22 protein-coding genes and 1 tRNA gene are annotated in these 24,197 nt (G+C 50.2%); 20 read left to right on the forward strand and 3 right to left on the reverse strand.

The window, feature by feature from the left end; translation table 11 throughout:
• Positions 1 to 106: 106 nt before the first annotated feature.
• The 10 genes from BLT51_RS06645 to BLT51_RS06690 all read left to right on the forward strand — a co-directional run bounded on the left by BLT51_RS06645 (position 107) and on the right by BLT51_RS06690 (position 9,896).
• Positions 107 to 1,192: a tRNA (adenine-N1)-methyltransferase gene (locus BLT51_RS06645; protein WP_091281335.1), complete on the forward strand. Its 1,086-nt coding sequence runs from the start codon at positions 107 to 109 to the stop codon at positions 1,190 to 1,192.
• Between the two features lie 8 nt (positions 1,193 to 1,200).
• Positions 1,201 to 2,724 (forward strand): proteasome ATPase, encoded by a 1,524-nt coding sequence (arc, locus tag BLT51_RS06650; protein ID WP_091281338.1) that lies wholly within the window; start codon positions 1,201 to 1,203, stop codon positions 2,722 to 2,724.
• Between the two features lie 13 nt (positions 2,725 to 2,737).
• Positions 2,738 to 4,264 carry a depupylase/deamidase Dop gene (dop, locus tag BLT51_RS06655; protein WP_091281341.1) on the forward strand — a complete coding sequence of 509 codons (1,527 nt, stop codon included), beginning with the start codon at positions 2,738 to 2,740 and terminating at the stop codon, positions 4,262 to 4,264.
• A gap of 15 nt (positions 4,265 to 4,279) precedes the next feature.
• On the forward strand, positions 4,280 to 4,459 hold the full coding sequence (locus tag BLT51_RS06660; protein WP_091281344.1) for a ubiquitin-like protein Pup: 180 nt from the start codon (positions 4,280 to 4,282) through the stop codon (positions 4,457 to 4,459).
• Positions 4,456 to 5,826: a proteasome accessory factor PafA2 family protein gene (locus BLT51_RS06665; protein WP_231943924.1), complete on the forward strand. Its 1,371-nt coding sequence runs from the start codon at positions 4,456 to 4,458 to the stop codon at positions 5,824 to 5,826. Before BLT51_RS06660 ends, BLT51_RS06665 begins: the two co-directional genes overlap by 4 nt.
• On the forward strand, positions 5,823 to 6,692 hold the full coding sequence (locus BLT51_RS06670; protein ID WP_091281347.1) for an FKBP-type peptidyl-prolyl cis-trans isomerase: 870 nt from the start codon (positions 5,823 to 5,825) through the stop codon (positions 6,690 to 6,692). The genes BLT51_RS06665 and BLT51_RS06670 overlap by 4 nt, the downstream gene beginning before the upstream one ends.
• Before the next feature lie 45 nt (positions 6,693 to 6,737).
• Positions 6,738 to 7,601 (forward strand): prolipoprotein diacylglyceryl transferase, encoded by an 864-nt coding sequence (gene lgt, locus BLT51_RS06675; RefSeq protein ID WP_231943925.1) that lies wholly within the window; start codon positions 6,738 to 6,740, stop codon positions 7,599 to 7,601.
• Between the two features lie 10 nt (positions 7,602 to 7,611).
• Positions 7,612 to 9,033, forward strand: a complete 1,422-nt coding sequence (gene pyk / locus BLT51_RS06680) for a pyruvate kinase (RefSeq protein ID WP_091281353.1) — start codon at positions 7,612 to 7,614, stop codon at positions 9,031 to 9,033.
• Positions 9,034 to 9,115: 82 nt separating this feature from the next.
• Positions 9,116 to 9,197: transfer RNA gene (locus BLT51_RS06685), tRNA-Leu, on the forward strand.
• Positions 9,198 to 9,278: 81 nt separating this feature from the next.
• Positions 9,279 to 9,896, forward strand: a complete 618-nt coding sequence (locus BLT51_RS06690) for an ANTAR domain-containing response regulator (RefSeq protein WP_091282669.1) — start codon at positions 9,279 to 9,281, stop codon at positions 9,894 to 9,896.
• Here BLT51_RS06690 and BLT51_RS06695 read toward each other — a convergent pair.
• Positions 9,874 to 10,275: a hotdog fold thioesterase gene (locus BLT51_RS06695; protein ID WP_091281355.1), complete on the reverse strand. Its 402-nt coding sequence runs from the start codon at positions 10,273 to 10,275 to the stop codon at positions 9,874 to 9,876. The genes BLT51_RS06690 and BLT51_RS06695 overlap by 23 nt on opposite strands.
• A gap of 56 nt (positions 10,276 to 10,331) precedes the next feature.
• Between BLT51_RS06695 and polA the strand changes: the two genes are divergently transcribed.
• The gene (gene polA / locus BLT51_RS06700) at positions 10,332 to 13,031 is read left to right on the forward strand and encodes a DNA polymerase I (RefSeq protein ID WP_091281357.1); all 2,700 of its coding nucleotides are present in this window, start codon (positions 10,332 to 10,334) and stop codon (positions 13,029 to 13,031) included.
• Here polA and BLT51_RS06705 read toward each other — a convergent pair.
• Positions 13,028 to 13,792, reverse strand: coding sequence for a class I SAM-dependent methyltransferase (locus BLT51_RS06705; RefSeq protein ID WP_231943926.1), 765 nt, complete (start codon positions 13,790 to 13,792; stop codon positions 13,028 to 13,030). The genes polA and BLT51_RS06705 overlap by 4 nt on opposite strands.
• 199 nt (positions 13,793 to 13,991) lie before the next feature.
• Here BLT51_RS06705 and rpsA point away from each other — a divergent pair, with 199 nt between their 5' ends.
• Entirely contained in the window at positions 13,992 to 15,464 is a 1,473-nt protein-coding gene (rpsA, locus tag BLT51_RS06710) for a 30S ribosomal protein S1 (protein WP_091281362.1), read from the forward strand.
• 98 nt (positions 15,465 to 15,562) lie between these two features.
• On the opposite strand, the gene BLT51_RS06715 is transcribed toward rpsA, so the two are convergent.
• On the reverse strand, positions 15,563 to 16,306 hold the full coding sequence (locus tag BLT51_RS06715; RefSeq protein WP_091281364.1) for a hypothetical protein: 744 nt from the start codon (positions 16,304 to 16,306) through the stop codon (positions 15,563 to 15,565).
• Between the two features lie 97 nt (positions 16,307 to 16,403).
• Here BLT51_RS06715 and BLT51_RS06720 point away from each other — a divergent pair, with 97 nt between their 5' ends.
• The 8 genes from BLT51_RS06720 to uvrB all read left to right on the forward strand — a co-directional run bounded on the left by BLT51_RS06720 (position 16,404) and on the right by uvrB (position 24,061).
• On the forward strand, positions 16,404 to 16,724 hold the full coding sequence (locus BLT51_RS06720) for a hypothetical protein (RefSeq protein WP_091281366.1): 321 nt from the start codon (positions 16,404 to 16,406) through the stop codon (positions 16,722 to 16,724).
• Between the two features lie 15 nt (positions 16,725 to 16,739).
• Positions 16,740 to 17,813, forward strand: coding sequence for a peptidoglycan-binding domain-containing protein (locus tag BLT51_RS06725; RefSeq protein ID WP_091281368.1), 1,074 nt, complete (start codon positions 16,740 to 16,742; stop codon positions 17,811 to 17,813).
• Positions 17,806 to 18,450 carry an ABC transporter ATP-binding protein gene (locus BLT51_RS06730; RefSeq protein WP_091281370.1) on the forward strand — a complete coding sequence of 215 codons (645 nt, stop codon included), beginning with the start codon at positions 17,806 to 17,808 and terminating at the stop codon, positions 18,448 to 18,450. The genes BLT51_RS06725 and BLT51_RS06730 overlap by 8 nt, the downstream gene beginning before the upstream one ends.
• On the forward strand, positions 18,447 to 19,529 hold the full coding sequence (locus BLT51_RS06735; RefSeq protein ID WP_091281372.1) for an FtsX-like permease family protein: 1,083 nt from the start codon (positions 18,447 to 18,449) through the stop codon (positions 19,527 to 19,529). Before BLT51_RS06730 ends, BLT51_RS06735 begins: the two co-directional genes overlap by 4 nt.
• A gap of 111 nt (positions 19,530 to 19,640) precedes the next feature.
• A complete protein-coding gene (gene coaE, locus BLT51_RS06740) occupies positions 19,641 to 20,486 on the forward strand; it encodes a dephospho-CoA kinase (RefSeq protein ID WP_091281375.1) in 846 nt (281 codons plus the stop codon).
• Between the two features lie 116 nt (positions 20,487 to 20,602).
• Complete coding sequence (locus tag BLT51_RS06745; RefSeq protein ID WP_157672950.1) at positions 20,603 to 21,109, forward strand: MFS transporter; 507 nt, start codon at positions 20,603 to 20,605, stop codon at positions 21,107 to 21,109.
• 6 nt (positions 21,110 to 21,115) lie between these two features.
• Positions 21,116 to 21,700 carry a hypothetical protein gene (locus BLT51_RS06750; RefSeq protein WP_091281381.1) on the forward strand — a complete coding sequence of 195 codons (585 nt, stop codon included), beginning with the start codon at positions 21,116 to 21,118 and terminating at the stop codon, positions 21,698 to 21,700.
• A 309-nt stretch (positions 21,701 to 22,009) separates the two neighbouring features.
• Entirely contained in the window at positions 22,010 to 24,061 is a 2,052-nt protein-coding gene (gene uvrB, locus BLT51_RS06755) for an excinuclease ABC subunit UvrB (RefSeq protein WP_091281382.1), read from the forward strand.
• Positions 24,062 to 24,197: the final 136 nt, after the last annotated feature.

The raw sequence follows: 24,197 nt of genomic DNA on the forward strand, positions 1-24,197 counted from the left end.
CCGTGTAACACCGACATCGTCGACGCTCAGCTGGAGGCGAGAGATCCTAACGTATCCCACATTTTTGGCTCTGCCAGAAAGTTTTATTGTCACATAAGATGGAGTAGTGAATAATTATCCTCATCCTTTGGGCGCTGAGCGCCGCCGTGGCCCCTTTCGTGCTGGCGAACGTGTACAGCTGACCGATACCAAAAACCGGAAATACACCGTTATGCTCACGAAAGATGGGTATTTTCAGTCCCAGCGTGGAAGTTTTCGTCATTCTGAGCTGATTGGCAAGGAAGAAGGAACAGTTTTAGACACTGATTCTGGACATCGCTTACTAGCGCTTCGACCGCTGATCAATGATTATGTTTTGTCGATGCCGCGCGGAGCAACAGTTGTCTATCCAAAAGACGCGGGCCAGATCGTTCAGCAGGCAGACGTTTTTCCAGGTGCACACGTGGTGGAGGCAGGTCTAGGTTCGGGGGCATTAGCACTGTCATTGCTCTCTGCCATTGGCATGGATGGGCATCTGACATCCGTGGAACGACGTGCTGAATTTGCCGAAATCGCACAAGCTAATGTGGAATCATGGTTCGGCCCGCAGCTACCACCGTGGGATGTTGTTTTAGGAGATCTCGACGACGTACTTGCCAGCATGGATGAAGGCAGTATCGACACTGTCGTGCTCGACATGCTTGCGCCATGGGAGAACATTTCATCCGCAGCGCATGCTTTGCGCTCTGGCGGTGTCATTATTGGATATGTAGCTACGACTACCCAGATGTCTCGCTTCGTTGAAGATCTGCGTGCATCCGAATGCTTCACCGAACCGGAGTCCTCCGAAACAATGGTTCGCACGTGGCATCTTGACGGTCTATCGGTACGCCCAGATCATCGCATGGTGGCACATACTGGGTTCCTTGTTGTAGCGCGGCGAATTGGACGCGACTCTGCGCCACTGGTTCCGACGAAACGCCCAGCTCCGGCTGCACATTCGCAACCTCTAGCTTGGGAAAGTGACGATTTTAAAGAGCGAACTATTTCGGAGAAAAAGCTTCGTAAGGTTCGGCGCGATGTTGCACGGAGGGCAGATACCGAATTATCCGGTACCTCGCTTGCTGGGAACCATAGTGTGGCGATGCAAGCCAAGCTGGATGCAGAATCGCAAGCCCGATTGGCCGCTAGGAAACAACAAGCTGACAACTAGAGAGATGTATGAGTACTCAAGAACCTGATCTACGCACGCTCGCTCAACAGAATCGTGAGCTGAGTAAAGCCTTAGGAAGCGCTCGAGACCGAATAAAAGAGCTAAGTAATCATCTCGAATCTTTGTCTAAACCGCCGAACACTGTCGCGGTGTTTATATCTGCTAACGTCTCGCAACACACTGCTCTCGTTTTCCAGTCCGGAAAGCGAATCGAAGTTACTGCAGCGGCATGGATTTCGTTTGATAATATTCGTCCTGGGCAAAATGTTTTGCTCAATGAACGTCAAGTTATTGTTGGTGTGGGCTCATATGGCAAGGTAGGGCAGGCCGTAACAATTGACCATCTAATTGGCACGGATCGGGTTTCTGTTACTGCAGCTGGTGGCGAAAGCCGGATTGTTCAGCTTGCCGGGCGTTTATTCGAGCAAGGTGTGCGCGTTGGCGATCTCGTCCTCGCAGATCTCACATCCGGTTTTGCTCTCGAAAAACTTGATCGTGCGGATGTATCCCACTTGTTGTTAGAAGAAACTCCAGATGTTTCGTATTCCGATATTGGCGGATTGTCTTCCCAGATTGAACAACTACGGGACGCGATTGAGCTACCATTCCGCCACCCAGAGCTTTATCGCGAACACGGCTTGAAGCCACCTAAAGGAGTCCTTCTTTATGGCCCTCCTGGAGTTGGCAAAACATTAATTGCGCGAGCAGTAGCGACCTCGTTATCTCGAATGTTTGGCGAAGACAGTGCGTATTTCCTCAATATTAAAGGCCCGCAGCTGCTCGATAAGTACGTTGGACAAACCGAGCGGCAGATTAGGGAGATTTTCGATAGAGCACGTCAAAAAGCTACCAGTGGAATACCGGTGGTGATCTTTTTTGATGAAATGGAAGCGTTGTTCCGCACCCGCGGATCGGGTATTTCGTCCGACGTCGAAACGACTATCGTTCCGCAACTATTAGCTGAAATCGACGGTGTAGAAGCACTCGATAACGTCATTATTATCGGTGCGTCTAATCGTGAAGACATGATTGACCCAGCTATCTTGCGTCCCGGGCGTTTGGATGTAAAAATTCATATTTCGCGTCCTACCTACAATGACGCAATCGATATCTTGGGGAAGTATCTGGTTCCCACGGTCCCGATTCATGAATCAGAACTTGCCCAGTATGGGTCTGTGGAAGCAGCAATTGCCGGAATGATTCGGGCAACTGTGGATAACTTATGGCATGAGGGTCCGCAAAACGCGTATGTTGATGTTACCTACCAAGATGGCACGAGCGAAACACTGTATGTCCACCATTTGGTTTCTGGTGCTATGTTGGCAGCTATTGTTGAGCGTGCTAAAACATTTGCTATTAAAGATGTTTTGGCAACCGGCGAAAAAGGAGTACGAACTGAACATCTGCTTAGGGCAGTGCGTGCTGACCTCGCTGAGAATGAGACTCTAGCCCACGTGGATAATCCCCGCGAATGGGCACGAGTACATGATCGGCACGATGTTGTGGCGGTACACCGCCTGCGGCAAGCGTAATAATGGAGATTTTATGACGATTAAACGCATCGTTGGTCTGGAAACGGAATTTGGCATTCTTGATGCCGATGCTCCTATTCAAGATCCATTCAAGCTCAGTGCTGACATCATTGATGCCTACGTCAGAGAATCCGGTCAGCCAGTTGCGGCATGGGATTTTTACTCAGAAGATCCACTCAATGACGCACGTGGCTTTCGAGTTGGCCCGCACGTGGTTCGCCCTGACCAACTGACAAATAATCCGGTTCCGCCACTGTCAACTCTGCCTTCTCATGTTGCCGCAACGAATACGGCGGTGAGTAATGGCGGGCGTTGGTATGTTGACCACGCGCATCCAGAGTATTCCAGTCCCGAAGTTACGAATCCTTATGATGCGGTGCTATGGGACCGAGCTGGGGAAGAGATCGCTCGTCGTGCGATGTCGTTGTTGTCTCGTCGTGGCCGCCATATCGTTATGTATAAAAATAATGTGGATGGTAAAGGCGCAGCGTATGGGAGCCACGAAAACTATCTGGTATATCGCAACGTACCTTTTAACGACATCATCCGCTATCTCACGCCGTTCTTTGTGTCTCGCCCAATCCTATGCGGAACTGGCCGGGTCGGTCTGGGACAAAGTTCGCAAGGCGTTGGCTTTCAGATCTCGCAACGAGCCGATTATGTAGAAAACGCAGTCGGGCTGGAAACAACGTATAACCGGCCGATTATTAATACCCGCGATGAGCCACATGCGCCGTCGAGCAAATACCGTAGACTTCATGTTATCGGTGGTGACGCCAACCAGTTTGATTACTCCACCTTGTTGAAGATTGGTACGACTAATCTTGTTTTGTGGATGCTTGAGCAAGACGCGATGCCGCTTGATCTCGAGGCGTTAGTATTATTTGAACCGGTTGCGGCGACCTGGGAAATCTCTCATGACCCCACATTACGCAGAGCGGTTGATATGCACGATGGTTCAACGCGAACTGGACTAGATATCCAAGAAATTTATCTTGATGCCGTGCGAACAACATTAGAACGATGCGGAATTGCTGATCAAGAAACGAATCATTTTATTAAGTTATGGCAAGACACCATAGATACTTTGAGGCGGGATCTTTTTGCGGCAGCTTCTCGTATTGAATGGGTAGCGAAGTACCGTATGCTTGACCGAATGCGGGTTCGTCGTCAGCTGACTTGGGATGCAGACCAGCTACGCGCATTCGATCTGCAATGGCATGATTTACGTCCAGACATATCGATTGTCAACCGTCTTGATGCGGCTGGGCAAGTCGATCGGTTGTTTGATCACGACGACGTTCTCCGCGCAATGCACACAGCACCTGTTGATACCAGAGCATTCTTCCGTAGCGAGTTGCTAAAACATTATGGTTCCGATCTTCTTACGCTGGGATGGACATCAGCACAACTAGCCACTCCTACTGGACCGCAGCGATTGAACTTTAACGAACCGCAGTATCCGAACCAACATCAGATCCGCGATTTCTTTACCTCGTCGCGAAGTGCTATGTCTACTATTGATACGTTTACTATGTGATCTCGAGGAGCAACAATGAGCGAACAAGAATTTATCCGTCCCCAAACCGAGTCAGTAACCGAGGATGATATCTATGCTGGACAGGGGGAAGCCGCCCCTTTTGATGTCGATGCATTATTAGATGATATTGACGAGATCCTCGAAACAAACGCCTCGGCTTTTGTCCAAGGTTTTGTACAAAAGGGCGGCCAGTGAATCGGCGTATTATCGGCCTTGAGACAGAGTACGGATTGGCGTGTTCAGACTCTCAAGGCGCCCATGTTGATATAGATCCGAGCGAGATTGCTCGAAGTCTTTTCGCCGATATGCAACAGGCGTCCGGTGCTACATCAGCATTTTTAGCTAACGGTGGTCGGTTATATCTAGATGTCGGCGATCATCCAGAATATGCGACGGCAGAGTGTCAGCACATTATCGATCTTGCAAGCCAAAATCGTGCTGGCGATCAACTCCTGCGGGATATGGCGGACAAAGCTTCCGCTACCTTGGGCTATCATATCCATCTATTTAAAAATAACGTTGATACAGCTTCACATTCATACGGATGTCATGAAAATTATCTGGTTCGACGACGGCGCGATTTTCTTGATCGGTTAGCAGAGCTAGTTCCGTTTTTCGTTACACGCCAGCTGCTAGTTGGTGCCGGCTATGTTCATCGTGAACCGGGCACAGTACGTTTTGAGCTTTCTCAGCGTGCCCGTCATATGCACAATTCCATTTCGACATCATCCACTCGTACCCGACCAATGATTAACACTCGTGATGAACCGCATGCAGATGCAGATAAATATCGCCGGATGCATGTGATCGTCGGGGATTCAAATATGAGTGATACGACTACTTTGCTGAAAACCGGAATGACTCATGCAGTGCTCAATGTTATGGAAGATGGTGTTCGGCTACCAGCATTTCCGTTGGCAGATCCAATGCAAGCAATCAGAAGTGTTGCCCAAGATTTGTCTGGAAATATTTTGCTACCGTTGGCTGACGGCTCTACGATTCGTGCCATTGATATTCAACGAAAGATATTCGATACTGTTCTTGAGCACTATACTCGTCAGGGATGGCTCGCTGGTCTCGATAAAACTACACGGTATGTTTTTGACTTATGGGGCCGTGCTCTTGATGCGTTTGCAACGAGTAATTTTTCAACGGTGCATACTGAAATCGAGTGGATTGCGAAATACGAACTGATCACTCGCTATCGCCACCGGCATAACGTTGCCCTCAGTGACGATCGAATTACCCGTCTTGAACTGGCGTGGCACGATATCTCTGCAGGCGGACTACGCGACAGATTAGAACAGATAGGGATTCTCGCACGTCGAACTACACCCTCGATGATTCAAAGTGCTCTCGATTGGGCACCGAATGATTCGCGGGCGTTTATTCGTGCAAAGTTTATTCAGGCTGCACATCGTCATCATCGCGACTATGCAGTCGATTGGGGACTGGTGCGTTTGTTTAACGATGGAAGCGGAACGACGATATCTTTGACCGATCCGTTTGCCCCGGAAAATGGAGCTGTTGACTCATTAATCGAATCTATGGAGAAGCAATGAACAAGGTGTTAGCTGCGGCGATGGCAGTTGTGGCATTCTTCGTCGGCATAGGCATATCAACATTGTGGTGGCGGTCGAGCAACAATGTGCCAGAATTTTCAATGCACGTTGAAGGGAACTTTGGTGCCGCAGTAACAGTAACGACGACGGGACATCCAACTACTGAAAAGCAATCAATTAAAGAATTGATCAGTGGCGACGGTCGCACGATTCGAGCTGATGAGCAAGTTCTTATGCGTGCAACTAAATTTAATGCCCAAGGTGACGAATGGTCACAGGTAGCTGATCTACCCACGATAGTCAGTGGCGTTGCAACCTCCGAATCAGTTGGAAAATTAGCCGACGTCGTCGTCGGTAAAAAAGAAGGATCGCGACTGGCCGTCGTCCGTCCCGTAGATGGGCGAGTGTCAATCACCATCGTCGATATTTTGCCATCACGAATTATAGGTGAGCCGCAATCGCAAAAAACTGATGTTCAAGTACCTGATGTGACTGCGACTGAAGATGGAATTCCAGTTGTGGGAAAAATGGACGGTGCGATTGACAATGTTCAAGTAACGCCCGTTATCGCAGGATCTGGTGCTCAAGTATCGGAGGACGACGTCGTTTATGCAAATTATATATTGGCGAAAACCGATGGAACCGAAATCGAAAATACTTTTACCAACGGCAATCCACCAGCGTATATTGCTGTCAACGAGGTCTTCGCAGGCTTACAAGCTGGGTTAGTAGACCAACGTGTCGGTTCGCGAATTGCTGTTGCTGTCCCGTCTGCGCAGGCGCAGGGGGATTCCGATGTTGTTATAGTGATTGACATTTTGGCACTCGCTGATAAACAACCCACTAGTAAATCGACGAATGTGTGACTATATGATTATCCTGTCATGCTCTCGAAATTCAAAGGAGAACCTGTGCTAACCTCGATTCCTTCGCCTCCGCAGTCAGTGTGGATGCTTGGTCCTATCCCGATTCGTGCCTATGCGATGTTTATCCTTGCTGGGATCCTCATCGCGTGGTATCTGGGTGATAAAAGATATGTCAAAAAGGGCGGACCGGAAAACGTCTCTGAAGATGTTGCTATGTGGGTGGTTTTAGCGGGAATTCTTGGTGCTCGAATCTATCACGTCATTACATCCCCAGCCGCCTACTTCGGTGAACACGGGGATTGGACGAAAATCTTTCGAATCTGGGAAGGTGGGCTTGGGATTTGGGGAGCTGTCCTGTTTGGCTCAGTCGCTGCCTGGCTCGTGTTACGGCGTAAGAATTTGCGATTCGGTCCATTTGCGGATGCCTTTATTCCAGGAGTTATGCTCGCGCAGGCAATCGGGCGCCTGGGAAATTATTTCAACCAAGAGCTCTTCGGCGCACCTACGGATCTGCCGTGGGGGCTTGAGATAGACAGCGCGCATCTGCCTGCCGGATATGCACCGGGGACAACGTTCCATCCAACATTTTTGTATGAACTGCTGTGGTGTCTTGCCGGGTTCTTTGTTCTGTTGGCAGCCGAACGAAAGTTTAGGCTTCGCGGGGGAGAGCTCCTTGCGCTTTATATTGTGATTTACACCTTGGGGCGCGTATGGATCGAGGCGTTACGAATCGATGATGCCACCCTGATTTTGGGTTTACGGCTCAATATTTGGACCTCTATCATCGTGTGCTTGGGCGGAATAATTGCATTGGTGTGGCGCAAGCGAGTACTCACGGCACAACCAGAAAATGCAGATATTTTTCTCGGTAAAGAACAAGGGACAGACGAACCGAAAGTAATCAGGTAGGATTAGGGTTATGCGTAAAGCCAAGATTGTATGTACTTTAGGTCCGGCGGTTAACTCCAAGGACCAAATTCTCGAACTCGTAAAAGCAGGTATGAATGTAGCCCGCATCAATGCTTCTCACGGTTCTCACGAAGAACATGAGGAACGAATTGATTGGGTACGTCAAGCCTCTGAAGAATTGCGTAAACCTGTCGCAGTTCTTGTTGATCTTCAAGGGCCAAAGATCCGCTTGGGTCGTTTTGCTGAAGGTCCGGTTCTTCTCGAAAGCGGAGATATCTTCACCATCACAACAGACGATATTCTGGGAGACAAAGATCGGGTATCTACCACATTTAAGGGTCTGCCGGGAGATTGCTCTGAAGGTGACCTGATTTTGATTGATGACGGCAAGGTGCAAGTGCGCGTACTGTCCGTCGAGGGATCCGATGTGCGCACTCAGGTGTTGGTTGGCGGCACAGTGTCCAACAACAAGGGCGTTAACCTTCCTGGAGTAGCAGTCTCAGTTCCGGCCTTGTCCGAAAAAGATAAAGAAGATCTTGAGTGGGGTCTTGAATACGGTGCAGACCTCATTGCATTGTCTTTCGTGCGTTCCCCGAGGGATATTGAGGATGTCCATGAGATCATGGATCGCGTAGGACGTCGCATCCCAGTCATTGCAAAGATTGAAAAGCCACAGGCTGTGAGCGTGCTCGAAGACATCGTGCGCGCATTCGACGGCCTGATGGTTGCTCGTGGTGACTTGGGTGTGGAACTGCCACTCCAGCAGGTTCCTATTGTGCAAAAACGCGCAATTACTATTGCTCGTCGTAATGCTAAGCCAGTTATCGTGGCAACTCAGGTGCTTGAGTCCATGATTTCTTCACCAACGCCAACCCGTGCGGAGACCTCTGACTGTGCAAACGCCATTCTTGACGGTGCTGATGCAGTTATGCTCTCTGGCGAGACATCCGTCGGCAAGTATCCGATCATGTGTGTCCAGACGATGGCTTCTATTATTGAATACACCGAGGAACACGGCATTGAGTCCATTCCACGAATTGCTAATTTGCACCGTACTCGAAATGGCGTTATCACGAAGTCTGCAATGGATATTGGTGAAGCTATCGGCGTGAAATTTATCGCCGTCTTTACTTCGTCAGGTCAAACTGCACGGCGTATGTCCCGATTGCGTGGCCGTATTCCGCTCGTTGTGTTTACCGATAATGAAGAAGTTCAGCGTCAATTGGCGCTATCTTGGGGTCTAGAGACGCTGACGCTATCTCAAGTTTCGTCGACGGACGAAATGGTGGATCAAGTGGATGACGTCCTGCACAAGGAAGGTTTCGCTGTTGACGGTGATCGAGTGGTTATCGTATCCGGTATGCCACCGGGGGTCGTTGGCTCCACTAACACAATCCGGATCCATAAGATGGGTGAGACGCGCCGTCGATAGGAAATTGGATTTTGTGATTCTTACCGTGTTCGTGTAAGATCGCAGGGCGGCGATAATTCGTGTAGAATCATTGTTGTCCAACGCTCCTGTGGTGGAATTGGCAGACACACAGCACTCAAAATGCTGCGCCGAAAGGCATGAGGGTTCGAGTCCCTCCGGGAGCACTTTTATTTGCGTGAAGGCGCGCAACTAGGCGTTTCATTGTTAACAGTTTGTTTGCCAAGGAGGCAGCCGTGGAACCAGTAATAGATAATTCTCAGTTTGAGGATTTAGAACAAGGTACTAATCCACGCGAAGTCCGCGCCATTGTTGTGGAAGACGAAACACTGATCCGCTTGGATATCGTGGAAACATTACGCGAAGCAGGTTTCGACGTCGTTGCTGAAGGCTCAAACGGAGAAGAAGCAATCGCGTTGGCTACTGAATACGAACCTGATTTGATGGTCATGGACGTGAAGATGCCTGGTCTCGATGGCGTTTCCGCTGCGGAGAAGATCTTGGCTAAGCAACGATGCGCAATTGTCATGCTTACCGCTTTTTCCCAAAAAGAAATCGTGGATCGGGCACGAGACGCTGGTGCGATGGCGTTCTTGGTTAAGCCATTTAGCCCGCATGATCTGTTACCAGCGATCGAGATTGCGCTATCGCGTCACCAAGAGATCGTCTCACTTGAAGCAGAAGTCTCTTCATTAGCTGAGCAGTTTGAAACTCGCAAACGCATTGATCGTGCCAAGGGCCTATTGCAGGACAAAATGGGTCTGACAGAGCCTGAAGCTTTCCGTTGGATACAAAAGACATCCATGAATCGCCGGCTCACTATGCGTGAGGTTGCCGACGCTGTTATTGACCAGGTTGGCGAATAAACACACACGTCATTCGGCCAGTTGCAGTAAGCATATTGTTCGCATCGTAGATATCTACCTGTGCAACTAGTGTCTTTTTTGTCAGCTTGATAACCTGCGCATGGGCTTGCGCGGATGCTGTTGTATTCGGTGCTAGTTGCGAGATATTTAATTCTGTTCCGACTGCGATGCGCGCCACGGGTGCGTTGAGCTGAGCGAGGCGCGATGCGGCATCTTCAACCAAGAACGCATTAGCTCCACCATGTAACACGCCAAAGGGCTGAGTGTTTCCCAAAACAGGTAGTGTTTCAATAACATCTTGTTTGGTAGCAGTTGTGATAACTGCGCCTAGCCGGCCGGCAAGTTCGTCGTCGTGAATTTCGGTAACAGAATTGATCATGATGACAAGTCTACCTGTTAGAAGAAACTGTCGGTATAACCCGGTAGGCTTAGTACGTGACTGAAAATACGATGCTTCTTCTCGACGGCCATTCAATGGCGTTCCGTTCCTTCTTCGCGTTGCCGGCAGATTCGTTCCGAACCGCGCAAGGCCAATACACTAACGCAGTTCATGGCTTCGTTAATACGCTTCTGCGTCTTATTCATGACTATCAGCCAACTCATATCGCGGTGGCTTTTGATCTACCAGGCGGAACATTCCGTACCCGAGAATATGGTGAATACAAAGGCGGACGGGCAAAAACCCCAGAAGAGTTCAAGGGACAAATCGGGGTAATCCAAGAAGTGCTCGACGTGATGGGTATTTCGTGGTTCACCTATGATGACTATGAAGCAGACGATATCGTTGCTACGCTTTCAGCACGCGCCGAAGAGGCTGGCATGAGAGTCTATATTGCGTCCGGAGATAAAGATTCATATCAGCTGGTGACAGACCAAACCTCGGTGGTCTATCCGATGCCACGTTCACAAATGCTTCTACTTGACCCCGATGGTGTTGCCGAGCGCAGTGGTGTGAGACCTGAACGGTATTCTGATTTAGCGGCGCTAGTTGGAGAAAAGGCAGACAATCTGCCGGGAGTTCCTGGAGTTGGGCCGAAGACGGCAGCAAAGTGGCTGGCGCAGTATGGCGATTTAGCAGGTTTGCTAGAACACGCTGATGAAATTAAAGGAAAAGCTGGACAAGCTTTGCGTGATCACAGTGACGATGTACGTCGCAACCGCCGGCTCAACCAACTGATTCGCGATCTTGATCTGGTCACCGATATTGACACGCTTAAACCACGTGGAGTTGACCGAACCGCGTTGCACGAGTTGTTCGATACGCTTGATTTTACAACAGTGCGTGCGCGTGTGTTGCAAGAGCTACCAGCCCGCGATGGCTCGGATGAAACGAACGATACGAGTGAACCATCAGTTCGCGACGTGCACGTTGTGAGTGAATCAATGGCCGAGTTTGCACAGGCTCACAGCGCCCCGTATTCGATTGTAATTGACGGCAGTGGAAAGCCAGGCGAAGGTAACGTCAGCCGGTTTGCGCTCGGAGCTGGAGATGGCTACGTTTTTGTTGGCGATGTCGCAACACTGTCTGATGATGATTCGCGTGTGTTGGGCCAGATTTTAGAAGACCCGGAGATTGCGGTATTCGGCCACGGTATGAAGGCGCAGATTCACGCATGGGCTGCCGAAGGCTATGCGCTTAGTGGAATTTCGGCAGACACCGAAATTGATGCCTACCTCTTGCATCCCGATCAACGCTCATATGATTTTGCGGAACTCGTCCAGCGCTATCTGGCTATCGATCTCACCGGTAGCGCCACCGATACCTTAGGCATCGGCCTTGACGGTGAGCTCGTTGGCGATGATATTGGCCGGCGAGCCATTGCACTCCATGATCTTCGCGATGCATTTAGCAGCGAACTTGATCTTCATCATGCTAGCGAAACGCTCGTGGAAATGGAGCTACGGGTAACAGAGGTGTTAGCCCGGATGGAACAGCGCGGAGTTGGCGTTGACGTTGACCAACTCGATATTTTGCACAGCGATTTTGACAGTAAAGTGAATAACGCTGCCGAGCGAGCATGGGATGCTATCGGAGACAATTCGGTGAATCTGTCTAGCCCCAAACAGCTACAGGCAGTGTTGTTTGATCAGCTGAACCTACCAAAGACGAAGAAAACGAAGTCTGGCTACACCACGAATGCGGATGCGTTGGCCGGTTTGTTGGCCAAAATTAGTATGCGTGAAGACGATCAGGCTATTGCCGGACAAGAGTTTTTGACGGCATTACTTGATCATCGAGATGCCATCAAACTACGTCAATCGGTTGAAGGACTCCAGCGTTCCGTCCAACCAGATCGCCGTATTCGCACTACTTATCAGCAGACCGTGGCAGCAACTGGCAGGCTGTCGTCCACTGATCCGAATTTGCAAAATATTCATGCCCGTACCGAAGAAGGCCAACGGATTCGGGAAGTGTTTGTCCCCGGTGCTGGATTCGATTACTTGATGACGGCGGACTATTCGCAGATTGAAATGCGCTTGATGGCTCATCTTTCAGGTGACCAAGAACTGATTGATGCCTTTAATCATGGAGCCGATCTGCACCGGTATGTTGCTGGACGCGTCTATGGGGTAGCGGAAACTGATGTTACGTCGGCCCAACGGTCAAAGATCAAGGCGATGTCCTACGGGCTAGTCTATGGTCTATCGGCTTTTGGCTTGTCTGCACAGTTAAAGATTCCGGTACCAGAAGCACAAAACCTGATGGATGGATATTTTTCTCGGTTCGGACGGGTCAAAGAGTATCTTGATGGATTAGTGGCTCAAGCGCGGAAAGATGGGTATACCGAAACCATTATGGGTCGCCGGCGCTATTTGCCGGAGCTTTCGTCTGCTAACCGTCAGGTACGTGAATCTGCCGAACGCATGGCGCTGAATGCACCTATCCAAGGCTCGGCTGCCGATATTATCAAGATCGCTATGCTCAATGTGGAAGCAGAATTAGCTCGTGCTGGTTTGTCCTCACGAGTACTCCTTCAGGTGCATGACGAACTCGTGCTGGAGGTTGTTGCTGCGGAAGCTGAAGCCGTCGAAAGCATCGTGCGTAAGGAGATGGGGGATGCGTGGCCAGGACTCTCTGTACCTTTATCGGTAGGAGTAGGTATCGGCCGGAACTGGCGTGCTGCGGCTCACTAAGAACGTGGCTTACGCGCCCGAACCATAAGCGTCCCGGGGATAATGGGGGAGCGCTCTGGCCCCCATCCGCCCCAGATCACTGTGCGACCGGCTGGCCATGGGGGCTCGAATAGCTCATCTATGGTGAACCCGGATTCGATCAATGAGTTGATGTGGTCAGCTAATGTATGGTGAAATTCGGCGTATTCAAGGCTCTTGTGTGAGCGTTCAATGTAGGGAGTGCGATCAAAATATGAGTTCACTGCGGTTAGACCGGTAGCTGTTGGATCGTCAGGAAACATCCATCGGGTTGGGTGAAGCGCTGAGTATGCCCACAACCCGCCGGGGCGCAAAACCCGATAGATCTCTTGGTGTACTTCGTTAAGGTAAGGAACGAACGGCAAAACTCCGAAACTGGTGAAGACGACGTCGAAACTATCGTCTGGATATGGTAGGCGACGTGCATCGGCTTGTTCTAAAGGAAAAGTTACGCCGTGGGTATTGTTGAGCTCGCGTGCTTGATCGAGCATGCCCTGGGCTAAATCGGTGGCGACGACGTCGATACCCTTGCGTGCTAAATAACGTGAGCATTGTGCGGCACCGGCACCAATTTCTAGGACGCGCTGGTTGCTCAGACCCCCAAGGAATTGAATATCAGCTTCACGCAGGCCCTCTGGTCCCCAAATAAAATCTTCATCGCCTAGGATAGACCCGTGCTCAGCTAGGTATTCGGTAGCATTATCGGACCACCATTTTTCATTGGCAGCAATGGGATTGTCCACGGCTGAAAGTTGATGATGTCCGTATTTCATGGCATGCCTTTCATGCTGTGGCGAATATAGCATAGCAACTCGCCGGTTATTTGTTGCAGTTTCGCGGTAAAACCCCGTAAACTGAGGGCTTGGTACATCTATGTGCATGCACATATGTGAACCAACTGTCCATATTAGTAACTATTATAAATTCGGAGTCACCAACTCTATGACCACGAACAACACTACTACCGAGGTTGCCATTAACGATATTGGTACCGAGGAAGAGCTTATTGCTGCCGTTGACGAAACCATCAAGTACTTTAACGATGGCGACATCGTCGAAGGCACCGTAGTTAAAGTCGATCGGGATGAAGTCCTGCTCGATATCGGCTACAAGACCGAAGGCGTTATTCCTTCAAAAGAACTGTCCATCAAGCACGATGTCGATCCTGATGATGTCGTCGAAGTTGGTGACAAGATCGAAGCCCTCGTCATCCAGAAGGAAGACAAAGAGGGTCGTTTAATTCTTTCCAAGAAGCGTGCACAGTACGAGCGCGCTTGGGCAAAGATCGAAGAAGTCAAGGAAGCAGACGGCGTCGTTACCGGTACCGTCATCGAAGTTGTCAAGGGTGGTCTCATCCTCGACATTGGCTTGCGCGGCTTCCTGCCAGCATCTCTCGTTGAGATGCGTCGCGTGCGCGACCTCCAGCCATACATTGGCAAGGAAATCGAAGCTAAGATCATCGAACTCGATAAGAACCGCAACAACGTTGTTCTTTCCCGTCGTTCTTGGCTCGAGCAGACTCAGTCTGAAGTACGCTCCACCTTCCTTAACACCCTTCAAAAGGGCCAGGTACGTGAAGGCGTCATTTCCTCCATCGTTAACTTCGGTGCATTCGTTGATCTTGGCGGCGTAGACGGCCTCGTTCACGTTTCCGAGCTCTCCTGGAAGCACATCGATCACCCATCTGAGGTTGTCGAAGTCGGTACTCCAGTGACCGTTGAAGTTCTCGAAGTCGATATGGATCGCGAGCGTGTTTCGCTCTCGCTCAAGGCTACCCAGGAAGATCCATGGCAGACCTTCGCACGTACCCACGCTATTAGCCAGGTCGTGCCAGGTAAGGTCACCAAGCTTGTTCCATTCGGTGCATTCGTTCGCGTCGAGGATGGCATTGAAGGCCTCGTTCACATTTCTGAACTCGCACAGCGTCACGTTGATCTGCCAGAGCAGGTTGTCAAGGTAGGCGACGATGTCTTCGTTAAGGTGATCGATATTGATCTTGATCGCCGTCGCATCTCGCTCTCGCTCAAGCAGGCTAACGAAGGTGTGGATCCTAACTCGGAAGACTTCGATCCATCACTTTACGGCATGTCCGCTGAGTACGACGAAGAGGGCAACTACAAGTACCCAGAAGGCTTCGATCCTGAGACCAACGAATGGCTCGAAGGTTACGAAGAGAACCAGGCTGCTTGGGAAGCAGAGTATGCTGCTGCTGAAGCTCGCTGGCAAGCACACAAGGCTCAGGTTGCTGCCGCAGCCGAAGCTGATGCTGCTGCCGCTGTTGCCGCTCCAGCTGCTACCTCAGAAACCGAGGAAGCTGCTCCAACTAACTACTCATCGGCTGATGCTGATGTTGCTGGCACACTCGCTTCTGACGAGGCTCTTGCTGCTTTGCGCGACAAGCTCACCAATAACTGAGCTTAATGAGTTTAGCTAAACTCATAAGTTAGTTAATCTTAACGGCTGTGGCCCGAACAATTACGTTCGGGCCACAGCCTTATTTCATGAGTATTATTTCATTCTTCTGCTCCGTAGAAGACGTCGGTTGGTGGCATTCCAGGGCAGTCTTTTTGGACTTGCTCACCACCGGGATAGCGATCTACAAATACCAGATAGTCATCTGGTTGCCACGATATGCTATCTGGTGTGTGGAATAAGCTTACCCATGTTTGTTTACTTGGTTTATGAGACGTATCAACATTGATGTTGTGGTCTGCTAAGCACGGGATAAAGTATTGATCCCAATAATCATAAAGTAAAGACAGTTGATCTTCAGACCAATCAGTCAACAACGCCGGTTCTGGGGTGTACATAGCATTACATTCCCAGTCAGCAGTCAATAATGCGGGTTCTTGAGACTGCGGATGAGGGTCAAATTGAATACCACCGGTCGGGTGTGGGTGAGCTTTAAACCCGCGGTCGTTGAGACACTGCGCTACTGAAAGGTCAGCGTCGCGGAGGGTTGGTTCGAAACGAACGAGACCCGGATCGTTGAGCTGGCTCGGATCAACACCTTCGATGTTTTTGTTCCGATTAAGCCAGTCGGTACGCCATTGGAGCTTTTCTTCCTCGGTCATCTTTTTCCGAACAATCTTAATAGTGGGTTCCCATGAGGTGTAATCCCAGGTTTTACTCGGCGCAAACCTATCCGCACTTTGCTGTGACGGGGCTGTCAGATCTGAACTAGTATCAGCACTTTGACATGCGCTCAATAACAACCCCACAACAAGAAGAATAAGAACTTTGCTAGGTTTAAACATTAAATCCTCCTTTACACAATAAGGAATAATTGATATCTTTAACTTACTCAATGGTGAGTACAATCTCAAGTAAACCTTACGTTAAAGAGGTGAAAACATGAAGAAATCATTACGTGCCATTGCCAGTATCATTTGCGCAACGGGTTTGGTGCTGGGCGGATCGCTCCCTGCTATGGCTGGCACAAAAGGCGGTACAACAACATGTACGAATGGTGCTGTTAACGCCGTTCACGGCAAGCAGCAAAGATCTGACAGCTTTATGACTCTTAAAATTGGTGGAGTAACCTTTTTTCGCAAAAACGGGGTCTACGAGAAGACAGTAGCTGCACGCAATGGCGGCACTAAATCATGGTCCGCGCATTCGGACTGGCTAACATGGAACGGTACCTACGGCATGTGCACACCGCCGATTTGGTAAAGTATAGGTCAGGAAATGACGAAACATCCTGAAAAAGTTATGGTTGTTAGTTTGTTTCTACTGCTAACAACCATAACTGTGTTAAGCATTTTATGGGCATTGCGGGTGACGTTTGCAACGCAGGCAGTATCTAATCCAACGTCAGAAACACACATAACAGTTGACGTCTTAGAACAAACTGTCGGCCAATCCTTGACCGTAACGACGACAGCTTCGCGTGATCCACTACCACTATCTGCCAATACTCTCACCGGCACTGCAACATACGTGACCGATAAAACCTCGGCCACGCAAGGAGATAACCTCTATACTGTCAACGATCAACCCGTGTGGGCGATAGTCAGCTCCACTCCAATCTGGCGCGATTTATCCGAAGGTGTACGCGGTGACGACGTCGTCGCCTTGCGAAACTTTCTCGCCGACCTTGGATATATAGACGTGCGAGAAGGCCAAACGTTTACCTCAGGGCTAGCGTGGGGAGTTAAAGCTTTCCAGAAAGACCACGGATTAGAAGAAACGGGACAGTTTCCTCACGGAACTCTCATAGCTATCCCGCATAACGATACGCCAATAAAAATCGATAACAAAATACTGTTTACCGGAGCCCAACTCAACGGTGGCGAAGCATTCCTATCTACCTATTCCCAAACTCCAACCTTCATCATGATGCTTGGACAAGGCCAAGCGGAAATGATTCCTACCGGGGCAGTAGTACACGTGTATAGTGGCCAAACCATGTGGGAAGGTGTAGCAGGATCTGGTACAACCACACCAGATGGAGTATCTATCCCTGTTACCGCGTCAGATGGATCAATTCTGTGCGGTGATAGTTGTAGCGAATTACCGCCTGGTGAATTACTCAATCTGAACACTCACGTTGTTCTCGTTCCCGAACAAACTGGCCCCACCGTTCCAGTATCGGCTATCCTCACCACTACTGATGGGCAAACCCAGGTACGTGTTATTGACGGCAAGGAGTCTCACCTTGTTCCAGTGACTGTGCGCGCCCTCGCCTCAGGATTAGCCGTTGTTGATGGTATCGAGGTGGGAACACACGTCGAAGCAATTGCGGAGCAATCTCGTGAATGACAAGCTAAGGGTTACTGACCTGACGTTTCGCTACAGCAAACATGACCCGGAATTATACGATGGTCTTTCACTGACCTTTACCCCCGGAAAGATTACTGCGATCACTGGCGAATCGGGACGCGGTAAATCAACATTGCTCTATATTCTCGGTTTGATGCTAGCTCCCACAGCCGGGACCATATATTACGGTGACACCGATCTTAGCGTGCTCAACGATAACCAGAAGTCATCCTATCGAGCACACAATTTCGGATTCATTTTTCAAAGCGCCGAACTTGATCCCAACCGCAGCATCATCGATTCGGTGTGCGAACCCGGGATCTATTCCCATGCAGAGGCTCGCTCCCAAGAGGCCTATGCGCTCGAACTTTTGACCCGTATGGGAGTTGATAATGAGGCATATCGCAAACCTGGTCAAATATCTGGTGGACAAGCCCAACGTGTAGCGGTATGCCGGGCGCTCATCAACAATCCACACATTATCCTCGCCGACGAACCTACCGGCAACCTCGATGAGCACAACTCGCTGATCGTGCTCAACGCGCTACGCGAAGCAGCACAATCAGATAAAACCGTGTTGATAGCTACGCACGACCCCACAGTTATCAACTATGCCGACGACGTGGTGCAACTATGAACGTACGCTTTATTCACGAAGTTATGAAAGCATCGTGGGCCTCTCGCATCTCGGCACTCATGCTTGGCATCGTCACCTTGATTATTTCGTTGCTTACTCTTGTCACCGCCGGCAAAAGCGTTGCCCAATCAGATGGTTTAGAACAGCAACTAGCGCGTATTGAAGCACGCACCTTTACAGTCCTCGATCCCGAAGGTTCTTTACTTACTGACGCATTCGTCCATACGTACGCAACTCAAAGTGGGGCACAATCAGTGCTTGCGCTCAGCAGGCCCGTCGACGTCGTCAACGGAAAGCTTGGCTTAAATGCATCGCGAGTAGGCCTCGTCTCATTAGCCGGAAACATCGACGATGCGCTGGAACTCAACGAAGGTCGCATGCCGCGAGCTGGTGAAGTAATCGTGGGACAAAACGCCAAAGCCAAACTGGGGCTCACTAGCTCTTCAGGTTACGTCATGAGCGCTGACGGACACCAGTGGGCCGTCGTCGGCTCTTTTGATTCTTTTGCCCCGCACACAGATTTAGCCGATCTCGTTATCGGGCCGACCCAATCAGCTCAAGCGTGGTCGCAAATGCGTTTTGTTGCGCCCCGCCTCGACGACGTTGGCCCGATGGAACACGTCCTAATCAAGAATCTGCCTTCAGCCCAGTCCACAGTAACTGTGGAGTCCTCAGCCCGAAAAGCGGCCGAGTCACAGGCCTTGATTAATTCTTTGAAGCAGCAATCTGGCGCGATTTTATTACTTGTTCATGGTGTGGGAATCGTGATTATTGGTGTTATTGTGCTAACTAACGTACTTATCCATGCCAAAGATTTAGGACGACGTCGAACCCTAGGGATCACGAGGTCCGCCCTGATTTGTTTCGTGGTTCTACGTACTGCAGTCATCAGCTTGATCGGCATTGTTTCCGGCGTCATACTCGGCTATACGGTGATGTATTTTGCGCACACTCCCGTACCGCTCGACTTCGCGCTCGCCAGCATTATATTGGCTCTATGTGCAGCCGTGGTAGCAGCAATTCCGCCCGCTATTTTTGCCGCATATCGTGACCCGGTGCGAGTCATGCGTATGCCGTAACCAGGCCGCGTTGAACATAGATAACTGGGCACAGATGCGATAACCTAAATAGGTAACGATTTATTTGCGTTATTGAAAGGGGAGTGCGTTCTTCAGTGGACGTGCGCTAACATGCTCAAACTTGCAGTAACCGGTGGTATTGCGTCAGGAAAGTCTACGCTGACGCACGTTTTCGCCACCCGTGGCGCAATAGTTATCGACGCTGATCAGGTCGCTCGTGACGTCGTTGCCCCTGGAACAAAAGCCTTAGACCAAATAGGGCGCACCTTCGGTCCGCGTGTCCTGCGTGCAGACGGCCACCTTGACCGTGGAGCACTTGCCTCCTTCGTGTTTTCCAATTCAGCAGCTCGCCAGCAACTCGAGTCAATTATTCACCCTTATATAGCACGTGAAGTATCCGCACAACTACGTACCGCTCATCCGAGCCAAATCGTCGTTTACGACGTTCCACTGCTGGTTGGCAGCGCAAATCAATTTTCGTTCATGGCCACGATGACTATCCATACCCCTGACCATGTCCGGATCGCTCGCATGGTTGACAACCGTGGGATGAGTCCATCCCAAGCAAAGAGTCGAATTCATTCCCAGCCTGGAGATATGGCGCGCGCAGCGATCTCAGACATCATCGTCAATAATTCCTCGAGCGAACAAGACTTTGTTTCCACGGCGAAACGGCTCTGGGACGAATGGATCATTCCCTACGATTGGGCTCTTAGCCACGAACGAGTCAGCGAACCAACCGGCGTGATGGATAACGTCTCATTCCGAACCGATGTTCACCTCCAGGCGACTAGGCTACGCAACGCCGGGTGCGACGTCGTCGAAATACAAGGAACGCATCTGAAGCTACGCGCTAATCCCGGTGCGGCAACACTCTTGGACGCAGGCTGGATCCTCACCGGTTCGCGGCAAGCAACGACGGCGAACCCTGCTGAACATTACACACTGAGCTGGTAACACCTCGTTACCAGTAAAGCTGGTAGCGATAGTAGTCAAATATGGCATACAAGCCCCGAAAAGTGTATAACTCTCGGTGTGGAAGTTCTGATTGTGGTGAGGAGGGGAGAGTGCCTGTGAAGATAGCCAAGAGTTCCGTTGCTCGTCCTTTTCGTGGATACTTGATTGCTAAATGCCTGATCGCATCAGTTATGGCATGGCCTTTGATGACGTTGATTCTTCAGACGAAGGGACTTTCATATCTAGAGATCGGACTTCTTAATTCGTTTGGGGCTGTTGTATCTCTTTTATTTGAGGTACCTATGGGACGTCTTGCCGATAGATGTGGACAAAAGTATGCGTTAGCTTTCGGCTTCCTATTGATCGCGCTTGGTGTCAGTGTTCTTGCCTTATTCGACGCATTGCCAGCAGTTTATCTTTCTGAACTCGTCATTGGCGCCGGCCTTGCGCTTTCATCTGGTGCTGACAGTGCCTGGCTTTTCCAAGAGCACAAGCGATTGGGAATGGAAGATGGCTATTTGAAGAGCCGGTCAGCCGTCGGATCGGTGACCTTGTTGTTTTCCATGACTTCAAGTGTGGTTGGACCGATACTGTTCTCGTGGCGCACCAGCCTACCGTTGTGATTGAGTGTGGCGTGTTATATCGCAGCTGCTGGCGTGTTTTTACGTCTGCGTTTGCATGACCAGTTATCTTCGGAATCTTCTAAAGCCGATCAATCCACTCACGGAGCGCATAAACCGGGCACAGTTTTTCGCCGTGTCGCTGGTGTAATAAGAAATCATCAGCTATTTGTTGCGCTTGCGCTCGCTTCGACGATAGTCATGATTGCAGTGTCAAATTACTCGACGTATCTTGGGCCGTTCTTGGAAGAACGCGGTCTTGAAGTTCGAAACTTGGGAATCGTATTGGTGGTCGGGAAGATCGTCCAGTGGCTTGCAGTGCGAAATACTTATCGGCTCAAGCGTTCAACGGACCATGAGCGATTGCGTGTTCTCACTGTTATGGGTTTAGTGATTCTTTTCTTGGTCGCAGTGAGTGTGACCATGCCTTCAACGCCTTGGATAGGTGCAGGGTCGTTTGTTTTGTTGTCTGGGTTGGCATCAGTTTTCTTTATCCTCATTGATGAACAAGTTAATCTGGTGATTTCTGACAAGTACCGGACAACAATGCTGTCCATCGTGGCGATGTTCGACGAGGCGCGACGATCGCGGTAGATCCGGCGATCGGAGCTGTGTTGGACGCCCTTGGGTTCTCTCGAACATATCTCCTGCTTTCGGCTGTACTGTCGGTTAGTTTTTGTCTCGTTGTCGCCCTTGCCACGTATTCCACCCGTAACCTCTCTGATCGGAATGATCCGGCAGGGCACTACGAGGTGTTCAAGCGGAACCACCTATTAATAAGTATTCAATCCTGGTCGATTACGATTTCTAGGAGCCTCCAGTCAGCAGGTAACACCTCGTTACCGGTAAAGCTGGTAGCGATAGGTCTCGAATATTGTCGGAGCTAACCGGTAGGCTTAAGGTATGCGTCCTGTTACTGATATTGTGCGTCAAGAAGCACCATTCGAAGTTATCTCTGAATACACTCCGTCCGGCGATCAGCCCACCGCAATTGCGGAACTCGCTGAGCGGATTAACGCCGGGGAAAAAGATATCGTTTTGTTGGGCGCAACCGGAACTGGAAAATCAGCAACCACTGCATGGTTGATCGAACAAATACAGCGCCCCACACTCATCATCGAGCCAAACAAAACCCTCGCCGCCCAAATGGCTGCCGAATTCCGGGAATTGTTACCCAACAATGCCGTCGAGTACTTCGTTTCGTACTACGACTACTATCAGCCAGAAGCCTATGTGCCGCAAACTGATACGTTTATTGAAAAAGATTCCTCCATTAACGACGAAGTGGAACGGTTGCGCCACTCGGCCACCAATTCGTTGATTACGCGGCGCGATACCGTCGTGGTGGCTTCTGTTTCGTGTATCTATGGTTTGGGAACGCCGCAAGAATACGTTGATCGTATGGTGGACGTCCATGTTGGGCAAGAACTCGACCGCGATGCGTTACTTAAGCAGTTCGTGACGATGCAGTATACGCGCAACGATATGGCGTTCACCCGTGGCACATTCCGGGTACGCGGCGATACTGTGGAGATCATTCCGGTTTATGAAGAACTCGCTATCCGGATCGAATTTTTCGGCGATGAGATTGATTCCATCGCCTTACTGCATCCGCTAACTGGCAATGTGGTGCGCGAAACCGACCATGCTTATATTTTCCCTGCTTCTCACTATGTTGCTGGTGAAGAACGCATGAAGCGCGCAATAGCTTCCATCGAAGAAGAACTAGGGGAGCGGCTTACGGAGCTACGTGACCAAGATAAGCTGCTCGAAGCCCAACGCCTTGAAATGCGCACCACCTACGATCTTGAAATGATGCGCAATATCGGCACGTGCTCGGGTATCGAGAATTACTCGCGGCATATTGATGGACGTGGCCCAGGCACACCTCCTAATACCTTGCTTGATTATTTCCCGGAAGATTTCGTGCTAATTATTGACGAATCGCACGTGACGGTACCGCAAATCGGCGCCATGTATGAAGGGGATATGTCTCGTAAGCGCACCCTGGTTGATTTCGGATTCCGGTTGCCTTCCGCAATGGATAATCGGCCACTGAAATTCGCGGAGTTCTTGGAACGAATCGGTCAGACGGTTTATCTGTCTGCGACTCCTGGTAAGTATGAGATGGAACTTTCTGATGGATACGTCGAACAAATTATTCGTCCTACAGGCCTAGTAGATCCAGAGATCATTGTTAAGCCAACAAAAGGCCAAATCGACGATCTGCTCGAACAAGTACGTGCCCGCGTCGATCGTGATGAACGCGTTCTGGTCACCACGTTAACCAAGAAAATGGCCGAAGACCTCACCGATTATCTTGCCGAACGCGGGGTCAAGGTTGAGTATTTGCATTCTGACGTCGATACCTTACGGCGCGTTGAACTGTTGCGTGAACTACGCATGGGCAAATTCGATGTATTAGTGGGCATCAACCTGTTGCGTGAGGGCTTGGATCTACCAGAAGTCTCACTTGTTGCGATCCTCGACGCCGATAAGCAGGGCTTCTTGCGCTCTACGACGGCGCTTATCCAGACCATTGGACGTGCAGCTCGAAACGTTTCTGGGCAGGTGCACATGTACGCCGATTCGATAACACCAAATATGCGTGAAGCGATCGACGAAACCAACCGCCGTCGCGAAAAGCAGATAGCCTACAACACCGAACACGGCGTTGATCCGAAACCATTGCGCAAGAAGATCGCTGACGTGACTGACATGCTCGCCCGTGAAGATCTCGATACGAGCGAGCTACTTGACGGGGGTTATCGCAAAGAAAAGTCAGTTGCCGAACGATTACCTCAAGATGGTGCTGAAATTGAGCAACTACTTCAAGATCTGCGCGAACAGATGCATGTTGCTGCAGAACATTTACAGTTCGAGCTCGCAGCTCGGTTACGTGATGAAATCAATGATGTCAAACGCGAGTTACGTGCCATCAAACAAGCTCAATAGTGCTTGTCGCGAACTGAGCGCGATATCATAACGCCAGAGATGTTACCTTCTAGCTACCCTCGCGTAAGCTAGAAATAGCGAAGGGGAGTATTCCCACGAAATATCGGTTCGTCATCGCGGCTGTTCAGCCCGGGCC

The organism is Arcanobacterium phocae (assembly GCF_900105865.1).
GTDB lineage: Bacteria > Actinomycetota > Actinomycetes > Actinomycetales > Actinomycetaceae > Arcanobacterium > Arcanobacterium phocae.